The 24,933-nt window shown below is 68.4% G+C and carries 23 protein-coding genes and 1 other RNA gene; 18 read left to right on the forward strand and 6 right to left on the reverse strand.

Annotated elements, in window-relative coordinates; all coding sequences use genetic code 11:
- The first annotated feature begins 22 nt into the window (after nt 1-22).
- From ETX26_RS03060 to ETX26_RS03070, 3 genes are read left to right on the forward strand one after another with little or no spacing between them, the layout of a single operon-like run.
- Nucleotides 23-1,162 (forward strand): 8-amino-7-oxononanoate synthase, encoded by a 1,140-nt coding sequence (locus ETX26_RS03060; protein WP_129523209.1) that lies wholly within the window; start codon nt 23-25, stop codon nt 1,160-1,162.
- Nucleotides 1,159-1,785: a dethiobiotin synthase gene (gene bioD / locus ETX26_RS03065; RefSeq protein WP_129523210.1), complete on the forward strand. Its 627-nt coding sequence runs from the start codon at nt 1,159-1,161 to the stop codon at nt 1,783-1,785. The genes ETX26_RS03060 and bioD overlap by 4 nt, the downstream gene beginning before the upstream one ends.
- Nucleotides 1,782-3,041, forward strand: coding sequence for an adenosylmethionine--8-amino-7-oxononanoate transaminase (locus ETX26_RS03070; RefSeq protein ID WP_129523211.1), 1,260 nt, complete (start codon nt 1,782-1,784; stop codon nt 3,039-3,041). The genes bioD and ETX26_RS03070 overlap by 4 nt, the downstream gene beginning before the upstream one ends.
- Before the next feature lie 157 nt (nt 3,042-3,198).
- Here ETX26_RS03070 and ETX26_RS03075 read toward each other — a convergent pair whose 3' ends face one another.
- Entirely contained in the window at nt 3,199-5,058 is a 1,860-nt protein-coding gene (locus tag ETX26_RS03075) for an ABC-F family ATP-binding cassette domain-containing protein (RefSeq protein WP_129523212.1), read from the reverse strand.
- A 49-nt stretch (nt 5,059-5,107) separates the two neighbouring features.
- Nucleotides 5,108-6,688 carry an amidohydrolase family protein gene (locus ETX26_RS03080; RefSeq protein WP_225425477.1) on the reverse strand — a complete coding sequence of 527 codons (1,581 nt, stop codon included), beginning with the start codon at nt 6,686-6,688 and terminating at the stop codon, nt 5,108-5,110.
- A gap of 123 nt (nt 6,689-6,811) precedes the next feature.
- Here ETX26_RS03080 and ETX26_RS03085 point away from each other — a divergent pair, with 123 nt between their 5' ends.
- From ETX26_RS03085 to ETX26_RS14540, 5 genes are all read left to right on the forward strand, one after another.
- Complete coding sequence (locus tag ETX26_RS03085) at nt 6,812-7,531, forward strand: SIMPL domain-containing protein (RefSeq protein ID WP_129523214.1); 720 nt, start codon at nt 6,812-6,814, stop codon at nt 7,529-7,531.
- 84 nt (nt 7,532-7,615) lie between these two features.
- Entirely contained in the window at nt 7,616-7,921 is a 306-nt protein-coding gene (locus tag ETX26_RS03090; protein WP_129523215.1) for a PepSY domain-containing protein, read from the forward strand.
- Nucleotides 7,922-8,022: 101 nt separating this feature from the next.
- Nucleotides 8,023-8,700 carry a response regulator transcription factor gene (locus tag ETX26_RS03095; RefSeq protein ID WP_129523216.1) on the forward strand — a complete coding sequence of 226 codons (678 nt, stop codon included), beginning with the start codon at nt 8,023-8,025 and terminating at the stop codon, nt 8,698-8,700.
- On the forward strand, nt 8,651-10,147 hold the full coding sequence (locus ETX26_RS03100; protein WP_225425478.1) for a sensor histidine kinase: 1,497 nt from the start codon (nt 8,651-8,653) through the stop codon (nt 10,145-10,147). The genes ETX26_RS03095 and ETX26_RS03100 overlap by 50 nt, the downstream gene beginning before the upstream one ends.
- A gap of 85 nt (nt 10,148-10,232) precedes the next feature.
- Nucleotides 10,233-10,739: a hypothetical protein gene (locus ETX26_RS14540; RefSeq protein ID WP_129523217.1), complete on the forward strand. Its 507-nt coding sequence runs from the start codon at nt 10,233-10,235 to the stop codon at nt 10,737-10,739.
- A gap of 9 nt (nt 10,740-10,748) precedes the next feature.
- Here the strand turns inward: ETX26_RS14540 and ETX26_RS03110 are convergent, their stop codons facing one another.
- Nucleotides 10,749-11,048: a chorismate mutase gene (locus ETX26_RS03110; protein WP_129523218.1), complete on the reverse strand. Its 300-nt coding sequence runs from the start codon at nt 11,046-11,048 to the stop codon at nt 10,749-10,751.
- Nucleotides 11,049-11,126: 78 nt separating this feature from the next.
- Here ETX26_RS03110 and ETX26_RS03115 point away from each other — a divergent pair, with 78 nt between their 5' ends.
- The 7 genes from ETX26_RS03115 (at nt 11,127) to ETX26_RS03145 (ending at nt 18,910) form a co-directional block, all read left to right on the forward strand.
- Nucleotides 11,127-12,137: a polyprenyl synthetase family protein gene (locus tag ETX26_RS03115; RefSeq protein WP_129523219.1), complete on the forward strand. Its 1,011-nt coding sequence runs from the start codon at nt 11,127-11,129 to the stop codon at nt 12,135-12,137.
- 205 nt (nt 12,138-12,342) lie between these two features.
- Nucleotides 12,343-14,943, forward strand: coding sequence for an ATP-dependent helicase HrpB (gene hrpB / locus ETX26_RS03120; RefSeq protein ID WP_129523220.1), 2,601 nt, complete (start codon nt 12,343-12,345; stop codon nt 14,941-14,943).
- Nucleotides 14,944-15,059: 116 nt separating this feature from the next.
- The gene (locus ETX26_RS03125; protein ID WP_129523221.1) at nt 15,060-15,338 is read left to right on the forward strand and encodes an ETC complex I subunit; all 279 of its coding nucleotides are present in this window, start codon (nt 15,060-15,062) and stop codon (nt 15,336-15,338) included.
- Between the two features lie 283 nt (nt 15,339-15,621).
- Nucleotides 15,622-15,716: signal recognition particle sRNA small type (gene ffs / locus ETX26_RS03130), an RNA gene on the forward strand.
- A 71-nt stretch (nt 15,717-15,787) separates the two neighbouring features.
- The gene (locus tag ETX26_RS03135) at nt 15,788-17,566 is read left to right on the forward strand and encodes a DNA polymerase III subunit gamma/tau (protein ID WP_129523222.1); all 1,779 of its coding nucleotides are present in this window, start codon (nt 15,788-15,790) and stop codon (nt 17,564-17,566) included.
- Between the two features lie 23 nt (nt 17,567-17,589).
- Nucleotides 17,590-17,931 carry a YbaB/EbfC family nucleoid-associated protein gene (locus ETX26_RS03140; RefSeq protein ID WP_119512888.1) on the forward strand — a complete coding sequence of 114 codons (342 nt, stop codon included), beginning with the start codon at nt 17,590-17,592 and terminating at the stop codon, nt 17,929-17,931.
- A gap of 37 nt (nt 17,932-17,968) precedes the next feature.
- Nucleotides 17,969-18,910: a gliding motility protein GldB-related protein gene (locus tag ETX26_RS03145; RefSeq protein WP_129523223.1), complete on the forward strand. Its 942-nt coding sequence runs from the start codon at nt 17,969-17,971 to the stop codon at nt 18,908-18,910.
- A 90-nt stretch (nt 18,911-19,000) separates the two neighbouring features.
- Here the strand turns inward: ETX26_RS03145 and ETX26_RS03150 are convergent, their stop codons facing one another.
- The 3 genes from ETX26_RS03150 to ETX26_RS03160 form a co-directional block, all read right to left on the reverse strand.
- Nucleotides 19,001-19,630: a hypothetical protein gene (locus ETX26_RS03150; RefSeq protein ID WP_129523224.1), complete on the reverse strand. Its 630-nt coding sequence runs from the start codon at nt 19,628-19,630 to the stop codon at nt 19,001-19,003.
- Nucleotides 19,620-20,129 (reverse strand): RNA polymerase sigma factor, encoded by a 510-nt coding sequence (locus tag ETX26_RS03155; protein WP_129523225.1) that lies wholly within the window; start codon nt 20,127-20,129, stop codon nt 19,620-19,622. Before ETX26_RS03155 ends, ETX26_RS03150 begins: the two co-directional genes overlap by 11 nt.
- A gap of 78 nt (nt 20,130-20,207) precedes the next feature.
- On the reverse strand, nt 20,208-21,002 hold the full coding sequence (locus ETX26_RS03160) for a phytanoyl-CoA dioxygenase family protein (RefSeq protein WP_129523226.1): 795 nt from the start codon (nt 21,000-21,002) through the stop codon (nt 20,208-20,210).
- A 449-nt stretch (nt 21,003-21,451) separates the two neighbouring features.
- On the opposite strand from ETX26_RS03160, the gene lon reads away from it, so the two are divergent.
- The 3 genes from lon (at nt 21,452) to ETX26_RS03175 (ending at nt 24,816) form a co-directional block, all read left to right on the forward strand.
- Nucleotides 21,452-23,851 (forward strand): endopeptidase La, encoded by a 2,400-nt coding sequence (lon, locus tag ETX26_RS03165; protein ID WP_129523227.1) that lies wholly within the window; start codon nt 21,452-21,454, stop codon nt 23,849-23,851.
- A 189-nt stretch (nt 23,852-24,040) separates the two neighbouring features.
- The gene (locus tag ETX26_RS03170) at nt 24,041-24,313 is read left to right on the forward strand and encodes an HU family DNA-binding protein (RefSeq protein WP_119512878.1); all 273 of its coding nucleotides are present in this window, start codon (nt 24,041-24,043) and stop codon (nt 24,311-24,313) included.
- A 164-nt stretch (nt 24,314-24,477) separates the two neighbouring features.
- The gene (locus ETX26_RS03175) at nt 24,478-24,816 is read left to right on the forward strand and encodes a YciI family protein (protein WP_129523228.1); all 339 of its coding nucleotides are present in this window, start codon (nt 24,478-24,480) and stop codon (nt 24,814-24,816) included.
- The last annotated feature ends 117 nt before the right edge of the window (nt 24,817-24,933 follow it).

Here is a 24,933-nt window from a genome sequence, read left to right on the forward strand (position 1 = left end):
AGGGTGACGCTAGGGCGCTCGCATGATTTCGGAAGCAACGGACTTCGCGGCAGACCACCGGCGCATGCTCGCCGACCTTGGGGAGCGGCAGCGCCTGCGCCGGCTGATACCCCGGCGGGGCGTGGATTTCTCGTCGAACGACTATCTCGGGCTCGCCGGATCGCCGCGGATCGCTCGTGCCATCCGCGAGGCACTCGAGCGCGGGGTGCCGACGGGATCGGGCGGATCACGGCTCCTGCGGGGTAACCACCCGGAGCATGAGCTGCTGGAAGAGGAGGCGGCACGCTTCTTCGGGAGCGAGGCCGCGCTGTTTCTTGCGAGCGGCTTTGCGGCGAATGCTGCGCTGTTCGCGACGCTGCCGCAGCGCGGCGATCTCGTGGTCCACGACGCTCTCGTCCATGCCAGCGCGCACGAGGGCATGCGCCTCGGCCGCGCCGAGTGCGTCGCGGCCGCGCATAACGACCCTGAGGCCTTCCGAAACGCGATCCGCGCCTGGCGCAGCGGCGGCGGAAGGGGCCGCGTCTGGATCGCGGTCGAGAGCCTCTACAGCATGGACGGCGACAAGGCCCCGCTCGATGCCTTCCGCGCCCTCGCGGACGAGCACGAGGCTTTCCTGCTCGTCGACGAGGCGCATGCGACCGGCGTGTTCGGACCCGAGGGCCGGGGGCTCGCGGCGCATCTGGAAGGGCTGGAGAACGTCATCGTCCTGCGGACCTGCGGCAAGGCGCTCGGCTGCGAGGGCGCGCTGCTGACCGGCCCTGCCTTCATGCGCGATTTCCTCGTCAACCGCGGGCGCGGGTTCATCTTCTCGACCGCCCCGTCGCCGCTGATAGCGAGCGCCGTGCGCGAGGCGCTGCGGATTCTCGCCGGTGAGCCGGAACGCCGCCAGGCGCTCGTTGCACGGATCGACGAGGCGGAACGCCTTCTGGCGCCGCTCGGCGCCGTCTGCCGGGGTACCCAGATTCTGCCGCTCATCGTAGGTGACGACGCGCGGGCCATGTCCGCCGCCGCGGCGATACAGGCCGCCGGCTACGACGTGCGCGGCATCCGGCCGCCGACGGTGCCGGCGGGGACTGCGCGGCTGCGCATCTCGGTCACGCTCAACGCGAGCTTCGACGATATCGCCGGCCTTGCGGCCACCCTCGGGGAGGTGCTGGCATGAGCCGGACCTTCGTCGTGACCGGCACCGACACCGGCGTGGGCAAGACCGTGTTCTCCGCAGCGCTCGCAGGGAGCCTCGGTGCCTTCTACTGGAAGCCGGTCCAAGCAGGGCTGGACGAGGGCAGCGATACCGAAACGATAGCGCGCTTTTCAGGCTTGCCGGCAGACCGCATTCTGCCGGAGGCCTACCGGCTCACCACGCCGTGCTCGCCCCATCGCGCCGCCGAGATCGACGAGATCGAGATCGATCCCGCTCGTCTGCGGATGCCCGACGTCGCCGGGCCGCTTGTGGTAGAGGGCGCGGGCGGAGCAGCGGTCCCGCTCCGTGCCGATTACCTCTATCTCGACCTCTTCGCCGATTGGGGTGCCCCGGTCATCGTCGTCGCGCGCACGGCGCTCGGCACGATCAATCACAGCCTGCTGACGATAGAAGCGCTGCGGTCGCGCGGGATCGCCATTCACGGCATTGCGTTCGTTGGCGAGCTCCATCAGGACAGCGAGGCGATCATCTGCCGGATCGGTGGCGTGAAGCGCCTCGGCCGGCTGCCGCATCTGCCCACGCTCGACAGCGCCGCGCTGCGTGCCGCCTTCAGCGCCAATTTCGATCTCGAGGACTTCCGATGACGCGTAGCCCCGTCTGGCATCCGTTCACCCAGCACGGACTGGGCGAACCCGTCCCGCTCGTGGCGCGCGGCGAGGGCGCGATCCTCTGGACCGAAGACGGGCAGCGGATCATCGACGGCATTTCCTCGTGGTGGGTCACCACGCACGGCCATGGCCATCCGCTGATCGTGCAGGCGATTGCGGAGCAGGCGGGGAAGCTCGATCAGGTCATCTTCGCGGGGTGGACTCACGAGCCGGCCGAGACTCTGGCCCGCGGCCTCGTCGACCTCATGCCTGACCCGCTGGCGCACGTGTTCTTCTCGGACAGCGGCTCGACGAGCGTCGAAGTCGCGCTCAAGATGGCGCTCGGCTACTGGCTCCACCGGGGCGAGCCGCGCCACCGGATCGTGGTGATGGAGCACAGCTACCACGGCGACACGATCGGGGCGATGTCGATCGGCGCGCGCGGCGTGTTCAACCGCGCCTATGCCCCGCTGCTGTTCGATGTGACCGAGATCCCGTTCCCGCACGAGGGCGCCGAGCAGGCGACCCTCGACCGGCTCGAGGCGATCTGCCGCGAGGAAGCGCCCGCGGCGCTGATCGTGGAGCCGCTGATCCTGGGCGCCGGCGGCATGCTGATCTATTCCCCGCAGGTTCTGGCCGAAATGCGTGCGATCTGTGCCCGCCACGGCGTGCTCTTCATCGCGGACGAAGTCATGACCGGCTGGGGCCGGACCGGCACCCTGCTGGCGTGCGAGCAAGCCGATGTCGTGCCGGACATATTGTGCCTGTCGAAGGGCCTCACAGGAGGCACCATCCCGCTCGCGGTAACGATGGCGACTCCGGCGATCTTCGACGCGCATTACTCCACCGACCGGTCGCGCGCGCTCTATCACTCTTCGAGCTACACCGCGAACCCGATCGCCTGCGCGGCGGCCAACGCCAATCTCGCGATCTGGCGGGAGGAGCCGGTGCTCGACCGGATAGCCGATCTCGCGGCCCGGCAGGCTCACCACCTGGACGCGACGGCGTCGCTCCCTGGCGTTGCGCGGGCACGGCGGATCGGCACGATCACCGCCCTCGATGTCGAGGTGCGGGACACCGGCTATCTCTCGGCAGTCGGACCGCAGATGCTCGCCCACTTCAGGAAGGAAGGCCTCCTGCTGAGGCCGCTGGGCAATACCGTGTACGTCATGCCGCCGTACTGCATCGAGGAAGCGGATCTGGCCGCGCTCTACGCGGGAATTCGGAAGGCATTGCGGGATTTGGCAATCTAAACGGCACGGGCCGATGGCAGAGCCAGCAACAGGCGCCGTCATGCCGCCCGAGGCCGAGAAGGTGCTGGAACTTGCCATCCGGCGCCTCCGCGGTTCGCTCGTCGGTGTCTACCTGCACGGCTCCGCTGTTGTCGGGTGGGCGATCTGCTGGAGGGAATCAGCCCTCGACCATTTCCGCCAGTTCCAGCCAGCGTTCCTCGGCAGCGTCTTTCTCGGCGCGTGCGTTTTCGAGGCCCTTGCTGATGTTGGCGAACTTCTGCGGATCGCGCGTGTAGAGCTCCGGGTCGGCGAGGATTTCCTCGCCGCGGACGATGGCCGCTTCGAGTTCCTCGATCCGCGCCGGCAGAAGTTCGTAGTCGCGCTGGTCCTTGTAGGAGAGTTTAGGCTTGCCCACCCCGCTGCGACTAGCCGGCTGCGCCGCCAAGTCTCGCTCCCCTCCCGCAAGCGGTAGGGGGCTTTTCGCGCGACCCGCCGCCCTCCCGCTTGCGGGAGGGGTTGGGGGTGGGCCCTTGCGTTCCTTCCGCTTCGCCTCCCAGTCCTCGTAGCCGCCGGCAACGATGTCGACGAAGCCGCTTCCGTCGAGGCCCAGAGTCAGCGTCACCGTGCGGTCGAGGAAATCGCGGTCGTGGCTGACGATCAGCACGGTGCCGTCGTAGTCGGCGATCACTTCCTGCAGCAGGTCGAGCGTTTCGAGATCGAGGTCGTTGGTCGGCTCGTCGAGCACGAGCAGGTTCGACTTGCGGGCGAACTCGCGCGCCAGCAGCAGCCGGCTGCGCTCGCCGCCCGACATGATCCCGACCTTGGTGTCGACGACCTTGGGATCGAACAGGAACTCCTTGAGATAGCCTTGCACGTGCTTCCGCACGCCGCGCACCTCGATCCAGTCGCCGCCCTCGGCGAGCACCTGACGCACCGTCTTGTCGCCTTCCAGCAGGCTGCGCTGCTGGTCGATCATCACCCCGGTGAGCTTCTTGGATATCTCTACCGTGCCTTCGTCGGGCGCGATCTCGCCGGTCAGCAGCTTGAGCAGCGTGGTCTTGCCCGCGCCGTTGGCGCCGACCACGCCGATCCGGTCGCCGCGCTGGATGCGCAGGGTGAAGTCGCGGATGATCCTGCGATCGCCGTAGCTCTTCGAAACATGCTCGGCGACGATCACCGACTTGGACTTGAACTCCTCCTCGGTCGCGAGGCCGAGCTTCGCCGTGCCCTTGGGCGCGATCATCGCCGCGCGTTGGGCCCGCATCTGCCACAGTTTCTCGAGCCGCCCCTGATTGCGCTTGCGCCGCGCAGTGACGCCGCGTTCGAGCCAGTGCGCCTCGATCTTCAGCTTGGCATCGAGCTTCTCCGCCGCGCGCGCTTCCTCGGCATAGACCTGCTCTTCCCATGCCTCGTAGCCGCCGAAGCCGACTTCCTTGCGGCGCAGCGTCCCGCGGTCGAGCCAGATCGTCGCGCGAGTCAGGCGCTTGAGGAAAGTGCGGTCGTGACTGATGACCACGAACGCGCCCTTGTAACGGTCGAGCCAGCCTTCGAGCCAGTCGATCGCCGCGAGATCGAGGTGGTTGGTGGGCTCGTCCATCAGCAGCAGGTCGGGCTCCTGCGCCAGCGCCTTGGCGATCGCCGCGCGGCGCCGCTCCCCGCCGCTCGCGCCTTTCGCCCTGGTGCTCATGTCGATGCCGAGCTGGCCCGCGATCGCCTCCACCTCGTGTTCGGCAGGCGCGTGCTCGCCGCGCAGCGCGAAGTCCATCAGCGTGTCGCAGCCGGTGAAGTCGGGATCCTGTTCGAGCAGCACGACGCGCGTCCCGGGCTTGATCTTGCGGATGCCGCGATCGGCCTCGATCTGGTCGTCGATCAGGCGGAACAGCGTGGTCTTGCCCGCGCCGTTGCGGCCGATGAGCGCCAGCCGGTCGCGCGGGCCGATATGCAGGTCGATATCGGCCTGCTCGGGCCCGCCGAACAGCCAGCGGCCGCCCTGCTGCAGCCCGAGGCCTTCCCAGGAGAGGATCGGTGGTTGTGCCATGAGGCGCGCGAGGTAGGCGAGGGCGCGCCTTGCCGCAAGCGGCGAAGGGCTACTGTCCCTGCGCCGCCCGCTGCTCCTCCACCATCCGGGCCACGCTTTCGAGCAGGGCGGGCGCGTCGTAGACGATCCCGTCCTTGACGGTCCAACGTACGCCGCCGACGGTCTCGATCTGGTTCGTCTCGCGGTTCAGGCGCTTGTGGCCGGTGCCGTAGAGGACCTTGAGGTTGTCGAGCGGGTTTTCGGGCACGATCACCAGATCGGCGAGCTTGCCGGCGCGGATGCTGCCGATGGGCGGCTCGACGCCCTTCGGCTCGTAGATCTCGCGCGCGCCGTTGATCGTCGCGGCCTGGATTACCTCCAGCGGGCTGAGCCCGGCCTCCCGCAGCATTTCCAGCTCGGCGATATAGGCGAAGCCCCAGGTCTGGTAGATATAGCCGGGGTCCGAGCCTGCGCTGACGCGGCCCCCTTGGTTCTTGAACTCGTTGGTCAGCCGCATCCAGGGGCGGTAGAAATGGCGCCAGGCCACTTCGTCCTCGGTCGTCCAGTCGTGATAGTAGCTGCCGTGGTTGGTCAGGCTCGGCTCGTAGAAGTTCATCAGCGAGGGCAGGGTGTATTTGTCGTGCCACTCGAGCGTGCGGGCGCGCATCACGTCGCGGCTGGCGACGTAGATGTTGAAGGTCGGACTGAGAGTCACGCCGCTTTCGACCAGGAAGTCGACGTATTCGTCCCACTTCTCGCTGCCCGGCGCGACGATCTGGTCCGCGAGGCTGGCGACTTCGCCGAAGCGGTCCTGCTCGTCGAGATAGTTGTAGCCGGCCGGGTACTGCGGCACGGTGCCGTCCTTCAGCAGGCTTTCGAAATGGCCGTAGAAGTGCGTCACGCCGTCGAGCCCGAGCCCGACCGCCTTGCGCGCGTTGACCTGCGCCACGCCGACTTGCGCGAGGTGCGCGACGGTGCCGAGGCCCAGCCTGTCCGCCTCGTCCAGCGCAGCGCCCAGCACTTCGGGCGTTTCGGAATTGAAGAACTTCACCCCATGGAACCCCGCCTGCTTGATCCAGCGGACCCAGGCGCGCGCTTCCTCGGGCGTGTCGGGCGTGCCGCCGTCCCACTTGTCGCCGAACGCGGCGTAGGGGATCAGGCGCGGGGCGACGATCGTGTTCGCTTCGCTGCGCGCCGCGTCGCTGATGTCGGGCTGGTCCGGGCCGAAGTAGAACGAGACGCCGCGCACCGTCGTCACCCCGTGCGCCAGCCACAGCTTGTAGCCGTAGGACGGCTGCGGCGCCTTCGCCGGGTCGCCATTGTGGCCATGCACGTCGACGAAGCCGGGCAGGACGTACATGCCGCTGGCGTCGATCGTCCGGCTGGCGCCGTCGAGCACCTCCTGCGGCGCGCCGGTCAGGTGGACGCCGGCGATGCGGTCGCCTTCGACCACGATGTCCACCGGCCCCATCGGCGGGGCGCCTGTGCCGTCGATCATCGTCGCGCCGCGGACCACCAGCGTGGTGTAGGGACCTTCGCCTTCGCTCGCAGCGCGGTCGGGAACCGGCTCCATGCCGGGCTGGGCGGCGAGCGCGGTGCTGCAGGCGAGCGTGCAGGCGGCAAGTAGGGCGCGCAAATTCAAGGTAGGCAAGGGACCCCTCCGTCTGGTTTCTGCCGACCCTATCGCCGCGATCCGTCGCAGGAACAACCCGGTTCATCCGCGCGTAACCGATCAATCCCCATCACGTGCCGGATATAATACAGGAGTGCCGCCATGATCCGATATGCCATTCCCCTGCTCGCCACCGCCACGCTCGCGGCGCCTTCGCAGGCTGCCGAGATCCAGATCCAGGCCCAAGGCCCGGTGGTGGAGATCGACGCCAGCGAGACCGTCGATGCTGCGCCCGATATCGTCGACGTCAGCGCCGGGGTCACGACCGACGCGCCGACCGCGGTCGAGGCCATGCGTCTCAACGCGGAGCGGATGGACGCGGTGATCGAGCGGATCAAGGCGCTCGGAATCGATGCCGATGACATCCAGACGACGGGCATCAATCTCGGCGCGCAGTACGATTACGACCAGGCCACCCGCAGGCAGGTGTTCCGCGGCTATCAGGCGTCGAACCGCGTCGCGGTGACGCTGCGCGAGATACCGCGCGCGGGCGAAGTGCTCGATGCGCTGGTCAGGGCGGGCGCGACGGACATCGGCGGTCCGACGTTCTCGCTCGATGATGACAACGCCGCGCGTGCGCAGGCCCGCAGGGCGGCGTTCGACAAGGCACGCGAGCAGGCGCTCGAATACGCGCGCTGGTCGGGCTATTCGGATGTGCGCCTGCTCGAGGTGAACGAAACCGTCGTTCCGGGGCGGCCGATGGCCTATGCCGAATCCGGCGCCCGGCTGCAGGCGGCCGACGCCAAGGCCCCGACGCCGATCGAGCCGGGCCTGGTCGGGACGATGGTGACGCTGACCGTCAAGTTCGAGATGACCCGCTAGAACACACTGGTTTCCTTGCTGAACGCTACGCGCGGGTCGCATTCAGAACTTGTTCAATCCGCGCAGCCTAGGCAGGTAGGCACTATGCGAAAGCTTATTGCCTCCTGCCTCGCTGCCACGCTGACGGTTTCCGGCCTTGCGGCCGCGCCGGCGCTTGCCCAGTCGCGCGACGACCAGGGGGAGGCGCGCAAGGAAATGCGGGCCGGCAACGTCCTGCCGCTGCGCGAGATCGAACGGCGCGTGCTGCCGCAGATGAGGGGCTCGGAATATCTCGGGCCGGCCTACGATTCGACGGCCATGGTCTATCGTCTCAAGTTCATCCGCGACGGCCGCGTGACGTTTATCGACGTCGATGCGCGTACCGGGCGCGTCGTGCGTCGCAGCCGCTGATGCTGTTCGCGCGGTGGAGGAGGGAAACCCGCTCGCTTGTTGACGCGTTCACCCCGAAAGCCCACTTAGCGACAGCCTGATCCAGGGGGAACGAACCAGCAATGCGCATCCTGATCGTCGAGGACGAACCCACGCTCGGCCAGCAGCTCAAGTCCACGCTCGAACAGAACGGATATGCGGTCGATCTCTCGACCGACGGCGAGGACGGCCACTTTCTCGGCTCGACCGAGGATTATGACGCGGTCATCCTCGACCTCGGCCTGCCGGAAATCGACGGGCTTACGGTTCTGGGCATGTGGCGCAAGGAAGGGCGCGGCTTCCCTGTCCTGGTCCTGACTGCGCGCGACAGCTGGTCGGACAAGGTGGCGGGCCTCGATGCCGGTGCCGACGACTATCTCGCCAAGCCGTTCCAGACCGAGGAACTGATTGCCCGGCTGCGCGCATTGATCCGCCGCGCTTCGGGCAACACCTCGAGCGAGCTGACCGCCGGCGACGTGCGGCTCGACACCCGCTCGGGCCGGGTCACGCTCGGCGGGGAGCCGGTCAAGCTGACCGCGCAGGAATACAAGCTGTTGAGCTACCTCATGCACCACAAGGGCAAGGTGGTCAGCCGCACCGAACTGATCGAGCACATCTACGATCAGGATTTCGACCGCGATTCGAACACGATCGAGGTCTTCGTCACCCGCATCCGCAAGAAGCTGGGTGCGGAAGTCATCACGACGATCCGTGGCCTCGGATACAGCCTCGACGACCCCCAAGACGCCCCGCGCGCCTGATCCGGCGCAAGCTTCGGCGGCCGGCGCGCCCCATGCGGCGTCCGGCGGTGGTGGCGCGGCCGGGGAAAGCGAGGGGCAGACGCCCCATACCGGCAGCCTTGCCCGGCGCATGCTGCTCATTGCGGCAGGCTGGATCATCATACTTCTGGTCGGCGGCGGGATAGCGCTCGAACGGACGCTGACGGGGCAGGTCCAGCAGAGCTTCGACGAACAGCTCGGCTACCTGCTCAACACGATGATCGTGATCTCCGAAGTCGGTCCCGACGGGGAGGTCTATTTCATCCGCCCTATCGGCGAGCCGCGCTTCCTTGAGCCGAATAGCGGCATGTACTGGCAGATCGCGGCCGAGGGGCGCGAAGGGTTCGAATCGTTCTCGCTCGGCGCGCAGCCCTCGCAGTCGCTGTGGGACCGGACATTGCAGCCGCAGGGCGATCACGTCGATCACGAACCGCACTTCTACGACAACAACCAGTTCCCCGAGGAGCCGCTGCGCGTGGTCGAGCGCACCGTCATCCTGCCGGAGAGCGACACGCGCTGGACCTTCATGGTCGCCTCCGCCCGCGAAAATCTCGACGCGCAGATCACCCGCATCCGCTCGATCCTGGTGTGGAGCTTTGCCGCGCTCGGCCTGGGCCTGTTCGGCATGGCGGTGCTGCAGAGCTACTACGGGCTGCTGCCGCTGCGCCGCATCCGCGCGGCCATTCAGCGCATCCGCACGACCGGCAGCAACCGCGTGTCGGATCCGCTTCCGCTCGAGGTCCAGCCGCTGGTGGAGGAGATCAATATGCTCCTCGCCCACTCCGAGCGGCAGGCGGAGGAGGCGCGCACCCACGCGGGCAATCTCGCCCATGCCCTCAAGACGCCGCTGACGGTGGTCAACAACGCCGCCACCGCGCACGCGCCCGATCTCGCCGACACGGTGATCCGCGAGGCGCGCGCCATGCGCCGCCACGTCGATCATCACCTCGCCCGCGCGCGCGCCGTCGGCCGCCGCTCGGTCGGCCATGCCCGGACGACGGTGTGGGACAGCGCCGAAGCGGTGCGCCGCGCGGTCGAGCGGCTCTATCCGGACGTCCGTTTCGACATCGACGGCAACCGCGAGGTGCGCGTCGCGATCGAGCGGCAGGACCTCGACGAGATTCTCGGCAACCTGATCGAGAACGCCGCGAAGTACGGCGGCGGCAGCGTGTTCGTCACGATCGATGCCGAACGCGAGGCCGAACGCTGCGTGATCTGGGTCGAGGACGACGGCACCGGCATTCCCGAGGAAGAACGCATCCGCATCTTCGATCGCGGCGCGCGGCTCGACACCGACAAGCCGGGTACCGGCCTTGGCCTCGCCATTGTGCGCGACGTGGCCGAAATCTACGGTGGCAGCGTGGAGCTGGGCGAGAGCGAGGACCTCGGCGGGCTACTCGTCCGCCTGATCCTGCCGCGGGCGGCCTGAACGCAATCGCCCGGGTTCTTCGGAACCGCAGGCCGTCTCGCGCATAAATCGGTTAGCCGAACTTCGTTACCCGGGAGAGGCCGTCATGGCCCAGCGTATTCTTGCATCCGCCCTTCTTGCCGCCGCGACCATCGGGCTCGGCGCATGCAGCACCTACGACGACGGTTACGGATATTACGGCACCTCGGCCGGATATGGCAGCGGGTACTACGACGGCTACTACGACCGCAGCTCCTATCCGTATTACGGCTGGTACAACGACTACTACTACCCCGGCTCCGGCTATTACATCTACGATCGCCGCGGCCAGCGCCACCGCTGGGACGACGACACGCGCCGCTATTGGGAATCGCGCCGCGACCGCTACCGCGACCGGGGCGACCGGCGCGAGAACTGGTCGCGCTATCGTCGCCAGGACGACCGGCGCTGGCGCGATGACGACCGCCGCGGCTGGCGTGACCGGGACCGGCGCGGTGACCGTAACCGCGGGGACCGCGAGCGGCGCTGGCGCGACAGGGACCTGGACGATGACCGCCGCTGGCGCGGCCGTGACCGTGACGATCGCCGCTGGCGGCGCGGCCGCGACGACTGACGCGCTGTCTTAGCTGCCGCGCGCGCGTTCGTGGTGGCGGATCACTTCGTCGATGATGAAGCGCAGGAACTTTTCGGAGAATTCGGGGTCGAGGTGTGCTTCCTCGGCCAGCTTGCGCAGCCGGGCGATCTGCTTCTGCTCGCGCCCCGGATCGGCCGGGGGCAGGGCGTTGGCCGCCTTGTACTCGCCGACCGCCTGGGTGATGCGGAACCGCTCCGCCAGAATATGGATCAGGGCCGCGTCGATATTGTCGATGCTGCGGCGGAAGGCGGCGAGCTGCGCGTCGCCTGCGGAGTTGGAATCGGGCATCGCGGCAGGGCTTATCACGCGCCGCCGCGCAATTCCAAGCTTGCCAAGCCCGGTCCGCCGCAGCAATGCGTGCGCGCCATGACAGCCGACGTCGTTCCCCTGCCGCGCCGCCGCCCCACGCTCGACCCGATGCTCGCGCTGACGGCGCATGGGATGAACGCGGTCAATGCCGTGATTCTCGAGCGGATGCAGAGCGACATTCCGCTGATCCCGCGGCTTGCCGGGCACCTGATTTCGGGCGGGGGCAAGCGCCTGCGCCCGATGCTGACGCTCGCGGGGGCGGAACTGGTCGGCTACCAGGGCGCGCGCCATCACAAGCTCGCCGCGGCGGTCGAGTTCATCCACACCGCCACGCTGCTGCACGACGATGTCGTGGACGGCAGCGAGCTCAGGCGCGGCAAGGCCGCCGCGAACATCATTTTCGGAAATCCGGCGACCGTGCTGGTCGGCGACTTCCTGTTCAGCCGCGCGTTCGAGCTGATGACGGAGGACGGCAGTCTCAAGGTCCTGAAGATCCTCTCCGGCGCGAGCGCGATCATCGCCGAGGGCGAAGTCTCGCAGCTCACCGCGCAGCGCCAGATCGAGACGAGCGAGGAACGCTATCTCCAGATCATCGGCGCCAAGACGGCGGCGCTGTTCGCCGCCGCCAGCCGGATCGGCGCCGTGGTTGCCGAATGCGGCGAGCGCGAGGAGCAGGCGCTCGACGATTACGGCCGCAATCTCGGCGTCGCCTTCCAGCTCGTCGACGATGCGATCGACTACGATTCCGACGCCGCCGAAATGGGCAAGGACCGGGGCGACGACTTCCGCGAAGGCAAGATGACGCTGCCGGTGATCTTCGCCTATTCCCGCGGCACGCCGGAAGAACGCAAGTTCTGGCAGGCCGCCATCGCCGGGCACCGGACGTCCGACGACGATCTCGCCGAAGCCATCGCGCTGATCGGCAAGTACGATGCGGTCGAGGCGACCCGCGACCGCGCCCGCCACTTCGCCGCCCGCGCGGTCGACGCCATCTCGATCTTCCCCGACGGAAAGGCCCGCGCGGCCATGGCCGAAGCCGCGCACTTCGCGGTGGCGCGGGGGTATTGAGGATTCCTTCTCTCTCCCCCCGTCAGGGGAGAGATACGCAGGCTTACGAGCTTGCTCGCTAGTCGGAGTTGAGAGGGGCCGAAGCCGCAACGACGGTGGATGTTGCGCGAGTCCCCCTCTCCCAACCCTCTCCCCTGAAGGGGAGAGGGCTATGCTCGCCCGATCTAGCTTTCGCCATGGCGACAAGGTGGGTTAGGGCACCCGCGTGAACCCGACGCTCCCCATCCACGCCGTCCTGCCGGACCTCCTCGCCGCCCTGCGCACCTCCGGCGCGGCGGTGCTGGTCGCGCCGCCGGGGGCGGGCAAGACCACTGCCGTCGCTCCCGCGCTGCTGAACGAGGGCTGGTGCACCGGGCAGGTGATCCTCCTCAGCCCGCGTCGCGTGGCCGCGCGTGCGGCAGCCGAGCGGATGGCCGAGATGCTGGGCGAGAAAGCGGGCGAGACGGTCGGCTATCTGAGCCGACTCGACAGCCGAACCTCGGCCAGGACCCGCGTGCTCGTCATGACCGAGGCGATCTTCGTCAACCGCGTGGTCGAGGACCCCGAGCTCGCGGGCGTCTCCGCCGTGCTGTTCGACGAGGCGCACGAGCGGCATCTCGACAGCGACCTCGGCCTGGCGCTCGCGCTCGAGAGCCGCGCGGTGCTGCGCGAGGACCTGCGCATCTGCGTGATGTCCGCGACTATCGACGGCGCGCGCTTCGCTCGCCTGCTGGGTGACGAAGCGCCCGTGATCGAGAGCGAGGGGCGTGCCTTTCCGCTCGAAATCAGATGGTTGGGATCGTCACCCGACAAGCGGATCGAAGACGCCATGGCGCAGGCCGTGCTCACCGCCTGGCGCGAGACGGAGGGCGACGTGCTCGCGTTCCTCCCCGGCGTGCGCGAGATCGAGCGCACGGACGAGCGGCTGGCCGAGCGCCTGCGCGAGGTGCCGATCCTCCCGCTGCACGGTCAGGTCGAGCCAGCGGGTCAGCGCGCCGCGATCCGCCGCGATCCGCAAGGCCGCCGCCGCATCGTCCTCGCCACGGCCATCGCCGAGACCTCGCTGACGCTCGACGGCGTTTCGGTCGTGGTCGACAGCGGCCTCGCCCGCCATGCCGAGTTCGACCGCGCGGCCGGCACCACGCACCTCGTCACCCGCCGGGCAAGCCAGGCCTCGGCCGGTCAGCGCGCGGGCCGCGCGGCGCGGCAGGGGCCGGGCGTCGCCTATCGCCTGTGGGAACAGGCCGCGCATCTCGGTCGCCCCGAATTCGACCTGCCGGAGATCGCCGCCGCCGACCTCGCGCCGCTCGCGCTCAACCTCGCGCGCTGGGGCACGCACGACCCCGCTTCGCTCGCATGGCTCGATCCGCCGCCCGCGGCCTCGATCGCCTCCGCGCGCGAGCGGCTGATGCGGCTCGGCGCGCTCGACGGGGAGGGGCGGATCACCCTGCGCGGCGAGATGCTCGCGGCCCTGCCGCTCGACCCGGCGCACGCGGCGATGGTCCTCTTCGGCGCGGAGCAGGGCGCGGCGCGTGAGGCGGCAAAGATCGCGCTGCTGCTGCAGGAACGCGGCCTCGGAGGGCGCGGAGAGGACCTCGCGGCGCGCCTCCAGCGCTGGAACGCCGATCGCGCCCCCCGCGCCGAGGCGAGCCGCAAGCTCGCCGCGCGGTGGGCGGAGCGGGCGGAACATCAGCTCGCCGCTCCTTCTCGCCCTTACTTTCCATCCTCCGTTCGCCCTGAGCCTGTCGAAGGGCCGTCCCTTTCTTCGGGCGCCGCGCTGAAAAAGAAGAGCGGCCCTTCGACGAGCTCTGGGCGAACGGGTGGGAGATTGGGGCCCCGTGACAAGGCCCTGAGAGCGGAGGAAGGCAAGCAAGCGGACGTAGACGTTCCGCCGGCTATCCTCCTCGCCGCGGGCCTGCCCGACAACGTGGCCCGCCGGCGCGACCCCTCGGGCGAGCACTGGCTTTCGGCCGGCGGCCGCGGCTTCGTGCTCGACCCGGCGAGCCCGCTTGCGCGCACCGAGTGGCTCGCGATCGGCGACGCGCAGGGGCAGGCGAAAGGCGCGCGGATCACCGCCGCGCTCGCGCTGGAGGAGGCGGATCTCGAACGCTGGCTGCCCGAGCGGATCGAACGCCGCTCGGTCCTGCGGTGGAACGAGCGCGAGGGCAGGGTCGAGGCGCGGCTCGAGCGCCGCCTCGGCGCGATCGTCCTCGCCAGCGGCCCCGATCCCGCACCCGATCCAGCGGAGGTTGTGGATATCCTTGTGGAAAAGGCGGTGGAGAGGCTGGCGACGCTGCTCCCGCCCGAGCTCATCGCCCGACCGCGCTATGCCGGGATCGAGGCGCTTTTACCCGAAGCGCTCGCGGAAACGGCCGACCTCTGGCTGCGGCCGCTGCTCGAGGGGCGCCGCGATCTCGCGGTGCCGCGCGGCAAGTTGGTCGATGCGCTCCTCGGCCAGCTCGACTGGGACAGCCGCCAGCGCCTCGACCGCGCCGCTCCGCGCGAGTTCGTCTCGCCCGCCGGCACGCGTCACCCGATCGACTATACCGGCGACGACGCGCCGAGCGTCGAGGTGCGCGTGCAGGCGCTGTTCGGGCTCGAGCGGCACCCGATGGTCGGTGACACGCCGCTCCTCCTCAAGCTCACCAGCCCGGCCGGCCGCCCGATCCAGGCGACCCGCGACCTGCCCGGCTTCTGGCGCGGAAGCTGGGCCGACGTGCGCAAGGACATGAAGGGCCGCTACCCCAAGCACCGCTGGCCCGAGGAGCCCTGGACCGAAGCCCCGAGCCTCAAGACGAAGAACGCCTTCTCGAATGGAGGCGCTTGATTTTGACGGCCCCGGGCCGCAAAGACGGCCTGCAAGCGCGACTGCGCGCCGCGGCCTATACCGCGAAGCCAAGGCGGGCGAGCGCCCGCCGCCCGGCGTTTGAGGACGAAACAAAAATGGCAGCCCGTATCTATCAGCGACCCAAGAACGCGATGCAGTCCGGCAAGGCGCGCACGTCCGAATGGGTGCTCGAATTCGAACAGTCCGAAGCGCAGCGCCCGGACCCCCTGATGGGCTGGACCGGCAGCGCCGACACGCAGTCGCAGGTCGTGCTCACCTTCCCGAGCATGGAGGCGGCCCAGGCCTATGCCGCGAAGTACGGCATTCCGGCGCGCGTCCATGCGACGCCTCCGCGCCACCTCAAGATCCAGGCCTACGCGGATAATTTCCGGTAACCAGATCCTCCCCGTTTTCGCGTAGCGCAAATGGGGAGGGGGACCGCCAGCCGCAGGCTGGTGGTGGAGGGGCAGGGCGCGCCATGGCCCCTCCGTCACGCGCCTGACGGCGCGCGCCACCTCCCCATTTGTGCTTTCGCAAAAATGGGGAGGATCGGTGACTGTGCCCGTGCCCGACCCCTCCCGCGCGCGGGAGGGGAGCGAGACTTGCCAGTTTGCTGGCTAGTCGCAGCGGGGTGGGCCTGCGCGGTTGCAATTCGCTCGCTCTCCCGCCATATGCGCCGCGGGAGTCGGGTGGACGTTCGCGTCCGCCAACCTGGTCAGGTCCGGAAGGAAGCAGCCATAACGGATGGCAGCGGGTCGCTCGGCTCCTTTTTCACCCCGCTTTTTACCGCCGGTTTGGGCCGCCATGCATGACATTGGCGGCGGTTGGCCCTACCTAAACGCGCATGGGTGATTCACCGGACACTTCGGGCGATCTCCCCTGGGACACCGGGGAGGAGGACCAGACCGAGCCGAGCGCCGCCGAGCTCGAGGCGGCAGGCCAGTCGGCCATGTTCGGCGACGCACCGGCGTCTCCTCCGGAACCCGCGCCCGCGCCGGCCGCCAAGCCGGACACCTCCGCGCAGCCCTACCGCGTGCTGGCGCGCAAGTACCGGCCGCAGACCTTCTCGCAGCTCATCGGGCAGGAGCCGATGGTCCGCACGCTCGCCAATGCGATCGCGCGCGACCGGCTGGCCCATGCCTTCCTGATGACCGGCGTGCGCGGGGTCGGCAAGACCTCGACCGCGCGCCTGATCGCCAAGGCGCTCAACTGCGTCGGGCCGGACGGCGAGGGCGGCCCGACGATCGATCCCTGCGGCCAGTGCGAGCCCTGCAGGGCGATCGCCGAGGGACGGCACATCGACGTGATCGAGATGGACGCCGCCAGCCACACCGGCGTCGACGACGTGCGCGAGATCATCGAGGCGGTCCGCTACGCCGCCGTCAGCGCGCGCTACAAGATCTACATCATCGACGAAGTTCACATGCTGTCTCGCAATGCTTTCAATGCCTTGCTGAAGACACTTGAGGAACCTCCGGCCCATGTGAAGTTCCTCTTCGCGACCACCGAGGTCGACAAGCTGCCGGTCACGGTGCTCAGCCGCACCCAGCGCTTCGACTTGCGCCGCATCCCAACCGAGCTGCTCCAGGCGCACTTCGCCTGGGTCTGCGAGGAGGAAGGCGTCGCGGCCGAGCCCGAGGCGCTGCACATGATCGCCGCCGCCGCCGAAGGATCGGTGCGCGACGGGCTCTCGATCCTCGACCAGGCGATCGCCCATGCCGACATGGGCGAAGAGGGTAAGGTGACCGCCGCGCTCGTGCGCGACATGCTCGGCCTCGCCGACAAGAGCGCCCAGCGCCGCCTGCTCGGCACGATCCTGGAGGGCGACGCCAAGGGCCTCCTCGCCGGGGTCGCGGACCAATACGCGCTCGGGGTCGAGCCGCTGGCGCTGATGCGCGGGCTGATGGATCTGGTCCACCGCATCACGGTCGCACAGATCGGCGGCGGGGAGCCGGAAGCCCCGAGCGCCGAGGAGCGCGCCGCGCTGGCCGAATGGGCCGGCCGCCTGTCCGCGGGGCAGCTCCACCGCCTGTGGCAGCTCCTGCTCAAGGGGCACGAGGAAGTGCGTCAGGCGCCGGACCCGCTGGTCTCGGCGCAGATGGCGCTGCTGCGCGTGCTCCATGCCGCCGACCTGCCCGACCCGGGCAAGCTGGCGAAGAAGCTGGAGGAAATGGCCGCGAACGGCTTGGCCGCGCCTGCGGGCGGCGGGCAGGGCGCGGGCGGTTCGGCTCCGGCGGCGGCGTTGAGCTGGAGGGCCCTGGTCGATCAGGTGCGCGACAACGGCAATCACCTCGCCGCCAGCATCATGGAACTGCAGGTCCGCGTCGTCACGCTCGAGCCGGGCACGCTGCGCTATTCGCGCGCCGCCCATTTCCGCGACGACATCGCCCCGCAACTGCGCGACGCGCTGATGGGCGTGACAGGCCAGCGCTGGATCGTCGAACAATGCGAAGAACAAGGCGTCCCCTCGCTCGTTGAGGAGGACGAGGCCGCCAAGGCCGCCGAACAGGCGAAGGTGCGCGCGCACCCGCTGGTCGAGGCCGCCTATGCCGCGTTTCCGGAGGCCGAACTGGTCGAGGAAGCCGAAATCCACAGCTCCGGCCGTGCCGCCTGGGGCCGCTGACGAGACGAAAGAGGATCACCCCGATGCAATCGATGGAAGAGATGATTCAGGCCGCGCAGAAGGCCGCCGAGACGATCCAGAGCCAGATGGGCGAAATGCAGGCCAAGCTCGACGCGATCGAAGTCGAGGGCGCCGCCGGCGGCGGCCTGGTCAAGGTCCGCGCCAGCGCCAAGGGCCGCATCCTGCGGGTCGAGATCGACGAGAGCCTGATGAAGCCCGAAGAAAAGCAGATGGTCGAGGACCTCGTCACCGCGGCCTTCAACGACGCCCGCGACAAGGCCGACCGCGTCTCGGGCGAGGAAATGAAGAAGATGCAGGGCGGCCTCGGCCTGCCCCCCGGGTTCAACCTGCCGGGCATGGGATGATCGCGCGGCACGTGGCGCGGCCTCGCAGGCGGCGCGAGTGAGACCCGCCGCAAGCGCGAGCCTCGCGGGCGTCGCGGCCTGCCTGCTGACCGCTTGCGCTTCACCCGCTCCGCCATCCGGTACGCCTCCCGCGCCCGCCGCGATCCAGGTCCAGACCGAAGACGTCGCGCGCTTCTACGATCTCTACGAAGCCACCGGCGGGCGGCCGAGCGTCGAACAGATCCAGCGCGAGTATCTCGACCGCGGATCGGCCGGCCTGCGTCACCTGCTCGCGGTGCGCAACGTCGACGCCGAGAACATCGCCCGCGCACTCGCGGAAAGGCCCGAACTCTACACCGATGCGCGAACCTGCCTCGCCTCGCTCCCGCGCGTTGCCGATCGGCTGGAGCGGACGTTCCGCAATCTGCTCGAAATCTATCCCGAGGCCGACAAGCCGCCGGTGACGATCCTGGTGAGCCGCGGCAAGCCGATCGCCATCGCCGAGCGCGGACACGGCGTGCAGGTCGCACTCGAAGGGATGTGCTCCGACCTGGCGGCGAAAGTGCTCGGCGGCGATGCCGACGACCGCTTCGTCAACGTGATCGCGCACGAATACATCCACGTGCAGCAGCCGCCCGTGAACGACGAGCCGACCGTGCTTCAGCGTGCGATCGCGGAAGGCGTGGCCGAGTTCGTGGGAGAGCTGATCTCGGGCGGCATCGCCAATGTCGCCGTTCATGCCTCGGCCGAAGGGCGCGAACGCGAGATCGAAACCCGGTTCCTTGCCGATATCGGCAAGACCGACCTGTCCGCCTGGTTCGACAACACGACCGCGGAGGATCCCGGCCAGCTTGGTTACTGGGTCGGCTATCGCATCGCCAAGGCCTACTACCGCCGCGCGCCCGACAAGCGCGCCGCGATCCGCGAGCTGATCGAGGCCTCCGACGCGCGCGCCCTCCTGGCGCAAAGCGGATGGTATCCGGGGATCGTGCTGGATTGACCGGCCGAGGGCGGGGCGATCGGCGCGGCAGGTGCGCCCTCACCACCAACGGAGAGCGCCGGGATGCCGGAGAGGGGCGCGCCCCGCCCCTTACGGCGAGTTCAGCATCTCAAGCAGTTCGGTCAGGCGCTGCCGGCGCGGCAGGAGGTCCTGTCTGGTCCTGCGGCTGCTGTCGTAAGTGCTCCATGCGGTCGAGACCACCAGGAAAACGACGGTCCCCGCCGTGAGCCAGAGGTCGTCGATCCGGTTGATTTCCATGATCAGCCAGAAGATCAGCGATGCACTGGCCACGATCGGCGCCGACCAGAGCATGAGATTGCTCCAGCGCCCGACTTGCGACAGCTGGTAGTCGATCAACGAGAGATTGCGGCGAACCTCTTCCTGCAGTGTATTGCCGAAATCTCGCTCCCGCACGGCCTGGCGTCTGCGGCTCAGCCATAGCGCGCCCATCCATAACGCCACCCCTCCAAGAGCGGCTGACATCGCAATGACCGCCTGCGGCGAAAGGCCCCGAAGATAGAGAAATGCCCATAGCGAGATGCCGGCCACCGCCGCCATTGCGGTCCCGACCACGTATGTCGTCCACTGATCCCGGCGCAGCGAACGACGGATGTCGGCCTGTTCATGCCGGAGGACCAGCCGCAGCAGGTCGCCGTTGACGCCATAAAGCGGCTTGTCGTCCTGCGCCTTCCAGGCGTCCATCATCTGATCAAAGTCCATCGTTCTGCTCCTTCGCGAGCTGGGCGGCGAGCGCCTTCTTGATGCGGTTGATCCTCACGCCGACGTTGCTCTCGCCGAGGCCGAGGATCTCGGACATGTCGCGGTAGCTGAAGCCGTCGAGCATCAGCAGCGCGAGCGACCGGTTCACCTCGTCGAGCTCGGCGATCTGCCGGTAGATCCACTCGATCCGCGGGTCGCGGTCGGGCGGGGCAACCAGCAGTGCGGTCGCCGCATCGAAGTCCTGTCGTCCGCTACCGTGCTTGCGCTCCTTCCGGCTCCAGGCGAGCGCGGTGTTGAGCGCGACCCGGTAGATCCAGGTGGCGACCGCGGAGTCGCCGCGAAACGCCGCGACCGAGTGCCAGACCTGCAAGGCGATCTCCTGGAACAGATCCTCGCGGTCCGCATGCGTGGAGCCGTAGGCGCGCGCCACCTTGAACAGGATGGCCTTGTGCGCCTCGATCCAGCTCTCGAAAATCCGGTTGCGTTCGGCGTCGGTCATTTTCCCCACCTTCACGCCGTTAGTAGCAGGCGGGAGGGGATTTCTTACACGCGGCCGAAAGCGCCGGGGCGGCCGGTGCTAGGTTCCGATCGCCATTCTGATCGCCTGCTCGACCGGCGAGTAGGCACCGTCCTCCCGCTCGAGACGGATCGGCTCGCGCGGTAGGAGCGGGGGCTGGGCCATGAAGCGGGGCTCGATTCCGCGATGGCGCTGGGCTGCATGGATCAGGAACGGGTGGCACAGGTACACCGTGCCGGCCTCGCCGGTGGCGAGCACTTCGGGCCGGTCGGCCGATGCTGCGAAGCCGTCAGCGGCGAGCTCCCGCAGCGTCAGTCCGGCCTCACCCGCGGGGGCGAGCCGGCGGGCGATGTCGATATGCGACCCGGCGCGGATGCGGGTCGGGGCGTCCTCCGGCCCGACGTCGGAGAACAGGAACAGCATGAGCAGCGCGCGGCCCTTGCTGTGGACGTTGGCGCGCCATTCCATGAAGTCCGGATTGTCCTCGCCGAAGCTGACGTCGACGTGCCAGCCGTCGTCGCCAGGATCTTCGGGCGAGGGGAAGCGGAGGGGGAAAGTGCCGAGCGCCATCGGCGGCAGCCAGCGTCCGGGGCCGACCAGCGCGTCGAAGGCCGCGTGGAGCGCCGGACCGTTCGCCGCGGCGCGGAACGGAGGCTGCGCATAGTGGCCGAGCCGGACGACGGGCCGGGTCCAGGTCGCGCGGTCATGCGGATCGCAGCCGGTATCGCGCCAGAGGATCGTGCGCGCGTCCTCGGCCAACGCTTTGGGAAATGCGCGGTCGATGCGGATGAAGCCGTCGGAAAGGAACGAGGCGATTGCGCCGGCGTCGGGCGCAGCGGTGGTGTCAGAGGTCATGAGGTGCTTTCCATCGAATGTGCAGAAGTTCGCGGCGCCGCTCTCCACGGCGCCGGCAGGTTCGCTATCGCGATTCGCTCAAACGAGCGGAAATGCCGCTGCGCGATGGAAGATCATGAACGTCATGCGGCGATATTAGGCATCGCCGCGCCGGTTGCAAACCCGCGTCGCCCGAAACCATTTTCCTACATCGCCCCGATTTGCCATCGTCTCCCGATGCCGAGTCTCGTCGTCTCGTCCGGTCAAGCCAGCTCCCCCGCCGCGCCTCTGGTGTGCGTCACGCGAAGACGCTCTCCGAAAGCGACATCACAAGGTGACACTTTGCCCAGCCACCGCGTCACATGTGTCAACAGGTTCGGCGATCGCCGGCATTGCGGCCCGCGCGGCGGGTTCCCATATCCGGGGTCAAACGGAGCGCGCCTTCCGCGCTCCACGGACGGATTGACAGCATGAACCAGCAACACCCCCTTCTCCCCCTGCGCGACATCGTCGTCTTCCCCGGCATGGTCGTCCCGCTTTTCGTCGGCCGCGACATGTCGGTCGCGGCGCTGGAAGCGGCGATGGAGGGCAGCAAGGACATCTTCCTGCTCTCGCAGCTCGACCCCGGGTGCGACGATCCCGGCGCGGACGATCTCTACGACGTGGGCGTGGTCGCCCAGGTGCTCCAGCTCCTCAAGCTGCCCGACGGCACGGTTCGCGTGCTGGTCGAGGGCACGGCGCGGGCGCGGCTGGAAGAGATCAGGCCGAACGGTGATTTCATGGTCGCCGAAGTCTCGGTGCTGGAGCCGGAAACCGCTTCGGGCAGCGAAGTCGTCGCGATGATGCGCCAGGTGGTCGAGCAGTTCGGCGAGTACGCCAAGCTCAACAAGAAGCTGGGCGAGGGCGCGGGCGACGATCTGGAGGAGATCGACGACGCGGGCCAGCTCGCCGACACGATCGCCGCGGCGATCAGCGCGAAGGTCTCCGACAAGCAGGCCGTGCTGACCGAGCGCGATCCGCTCAAGCGGCTCGAGATGGTCATGTCCTTCATGGAGGGCGAGCTCTCGGTCCTGCAGGTCGAGCGCCGGATCCGCGGCCGCGTGAAGCGGCAGATGGAGAAGACCCAGCGCGAGTACTACCTCAACGAGCAGCTCAAGGCGATCCAGAGCGAACTCGGCGGCGGCGACGGCGAGGAAGGCGACGAGATCGCCGAGCTGCAGGAGAAGATCGACACGCTCGAACTCTCCGCGGAAGCCAAGGCCAAGGCGCAGAGTGAACTCAAGAAGCTCAAGTCGATGCAGCCGATGAGCGCCGAGGCGACCGTCATCCGCAACTACCTCGACGTGCTGCTCGGCCTTCCCTGGGGCAAGACGAGCGAGCTCAAGAAGGACATCGCCGAAGCGCAGGCGATCCTCGACGAGGACCACTATGCGCTGGAGAAGGTCAAGGACCGGATCGTCGAGTACCTCGCGGTGCAGGCGCGCACGCAGAAGCTCAAGGGCCCGATCCTGTGCCTCGTCGGCCCTCCGGGCGTCGGCAAGACCAGCCTCGGCAAGTCGATCGCCCGCGCGACGGGCCGCGAGTTCGTGCGCCAGAGCCTCGGCGGCGTGCGCGACGAGGCGGAGATCCGCGGTCATCGGCGCACCTACATCGGCTCGCTGCCGGGCAAGATCGTCACCAACCTGCGCAAGGCTGGGGCGAGCAATCCGCTGTTCCTGCTCGACGAGATCGACAAGCTCGGCCAGGATTTCCGCGGCGATCCCGCCTCGGCGCTGCTGGAAGTGCTCGATCCGGAGCAGAACTCGAAGTTCCAGGACCACTACCTGGAGCTCGACATCGACCTTTCCGACGTGATGTTCGTGACCACCGCGAACAGCCTCAATCTCCCGCAGCCGCTGCTCGACCGGATGGAGATCATCCGGCTCGAAGGCTACACGGAAGACGAGAAGGTCGAGATCGCCCAGCGCCACCTGATCGCCAAGCAGATCGAGGCGCACGGCCTGGCCGAAGGCGAGTTCGAGCTGACCGAGGACGGGCTGCGCGACCTGATCCGCTACTACACCCGCGAGGCGGGCGTGCGCACGCTGGAGCGTGAGATCGCGCGGCTGGCGCGCAAGTCGCTGCGCCGGATCCTTGAGGGGAAGGCGGAAAGCGTCACGATCACACCCGACAATCTCGGCGAGTTCGCCGGGGTGCGGAAGTTCAAGCACGGCGTGTCGGAGGAAGAGCCGCAGGTCGGCGCGGTCACCGGGCTTGCCTGGACCGAGGTCGGCGGCGAGCTGCTGACGATCGAAAGCGTTACCACGCCGGGCAAGGGCGAGATCAAGACCACCGGCAAGCTCGGCGAAGTGATGACCGAAAGCGTCGCGGCCGCCTTCAGCTTCGTGAAGGCGCGCGCGCCGGCCTACGGGATCAAGCCGTCGATCTTCCAGCGCAAGAACATCCACATCCACCTGCCCGAAGGCGCCGTGCCCAAGGACGGGCCCAGCGCAGGCGTCGGCATGGTCACCTCGATCGTCTCGATGCTGACCGGCATCGCGGTGCGGGCCGACGTCGCCATGACCGGCGAGGTCACGCTGCGCGGGCGGGTCCTGGCGATCGGCGGGCTGAAGGAGAAGCTGCTTGCGGCTCTTCGCGGCGGGATCAAGACCGTCCTCATTCCCGAAGAGAACGTGAAGGACCTCGCCGAAATTCCGGCCAATGTGAAGGACGGGCTCGAGATCGTGCCCGTCAGCCATGTCGATCAGGTGCTGGAGAAGGCGCTCGTCGCCGTGCCCGCGCCGATCGAATGGACCGAGGCCGACGATATCGCCAGCCAGCCGGCCCATCCAGGCCAGCCGCTCGGCGACCATTCCGCGACCGCGCACTGAGCGCGGAAGCCTCGTCGGCGCGCGACGATCCGGTGCGATTTGGGACGAATCGTGCCGGATCGCGGGCCCGTATCCGTATTCGGCGGGATTTGCCTTTGACAGCCCCGGCAAAAACGCGTTCAAATCGCTCCTTTCGGAGAGGCGATTCACCGAAACCGGCTTCAATCCAGAGTTTAGGGGGTTCCCAGAATGAACAAGAACGATCTGATCAGCGCCGTCGCGGATTCCAGCGGCCTTTCGAAGAGCGATGCCTCGAATGCGGTCGAAGGGGTGTTCGATTCGATTACGAAGGCCCTCTCGAAGGGAGACGAAGTGCGACTGGTCGGATTCGGAACGTTCTCCGTCGCGCGCCGCAAGGCGTCGACCGGCCGCAACCCGCGCACTGGCGAGCCGATGACGATCAAGGCCTCCAATCAGCCCAAGTTCAAGGCGGGCAAGGGCCTGAAGGACAGCGTGAACTGAGCCGTTCGCTCTGACGCCCGGGGCCGACCGCCTCGCGGCCAGCATCGAAACGCCGCGCCGTCCCCTGACGGCGCGGCGTTTTCCTTTTCATGAAGCGGCGCGGACGCGGATCTGCCTGGCACCTGTTGCTTGCGGACGCCATGTCTTCGATGCATCCTCTAGCGATGACCAAGTACCTCATCTCCTTCCCGAGCGAGGCGATGGTTCTCACCGACGAGGAGCTTCCGATCGTCGCTGCCGACGCGCGTGCAGTGATCGAAGACGCCAAGGCTGCCGGCGTTTACGTCTTCGGCGGCGGGATAGAAGAGCAGGTCGATCCCGTGCTGGTCTCCGCAGACGGCACAGTGTCGCCGGAGATCTATCCGGACAGCAGGCTCAAGGGCGGCTTCACGGTGCTGGAGCTGCCGACCCGCGCGGATGCCGTGCTCTGGGCGAAGAAGATGGCGGCGGCTTGCCGCTGTCCGCAGGAGCTCCGCGAGTTCATGTACGATAGCGCGAGCTAGGGCGAACGAGCGGCGCATCTGCGTCGAAAGCACGGGGAACGGTCGCGGCGTGGCAATCGGTTCGCCGCACGATGGGCCCGGATTACCCGCACAACCAGCCGTGAGGCGGAGCCCATT

It is taken from the genome of Pelagerythrobacter rhizovicinus, from assembly GCF_004135625.1.
GTDB classification, from domain to species: Bacteria; Pseudomonadota; Alphaproteobacteria; order Sphingomonadales; family Sphingomonadaceae; genus Pelagerythrobacter; species Pelagerythrobacter rhizovicinus.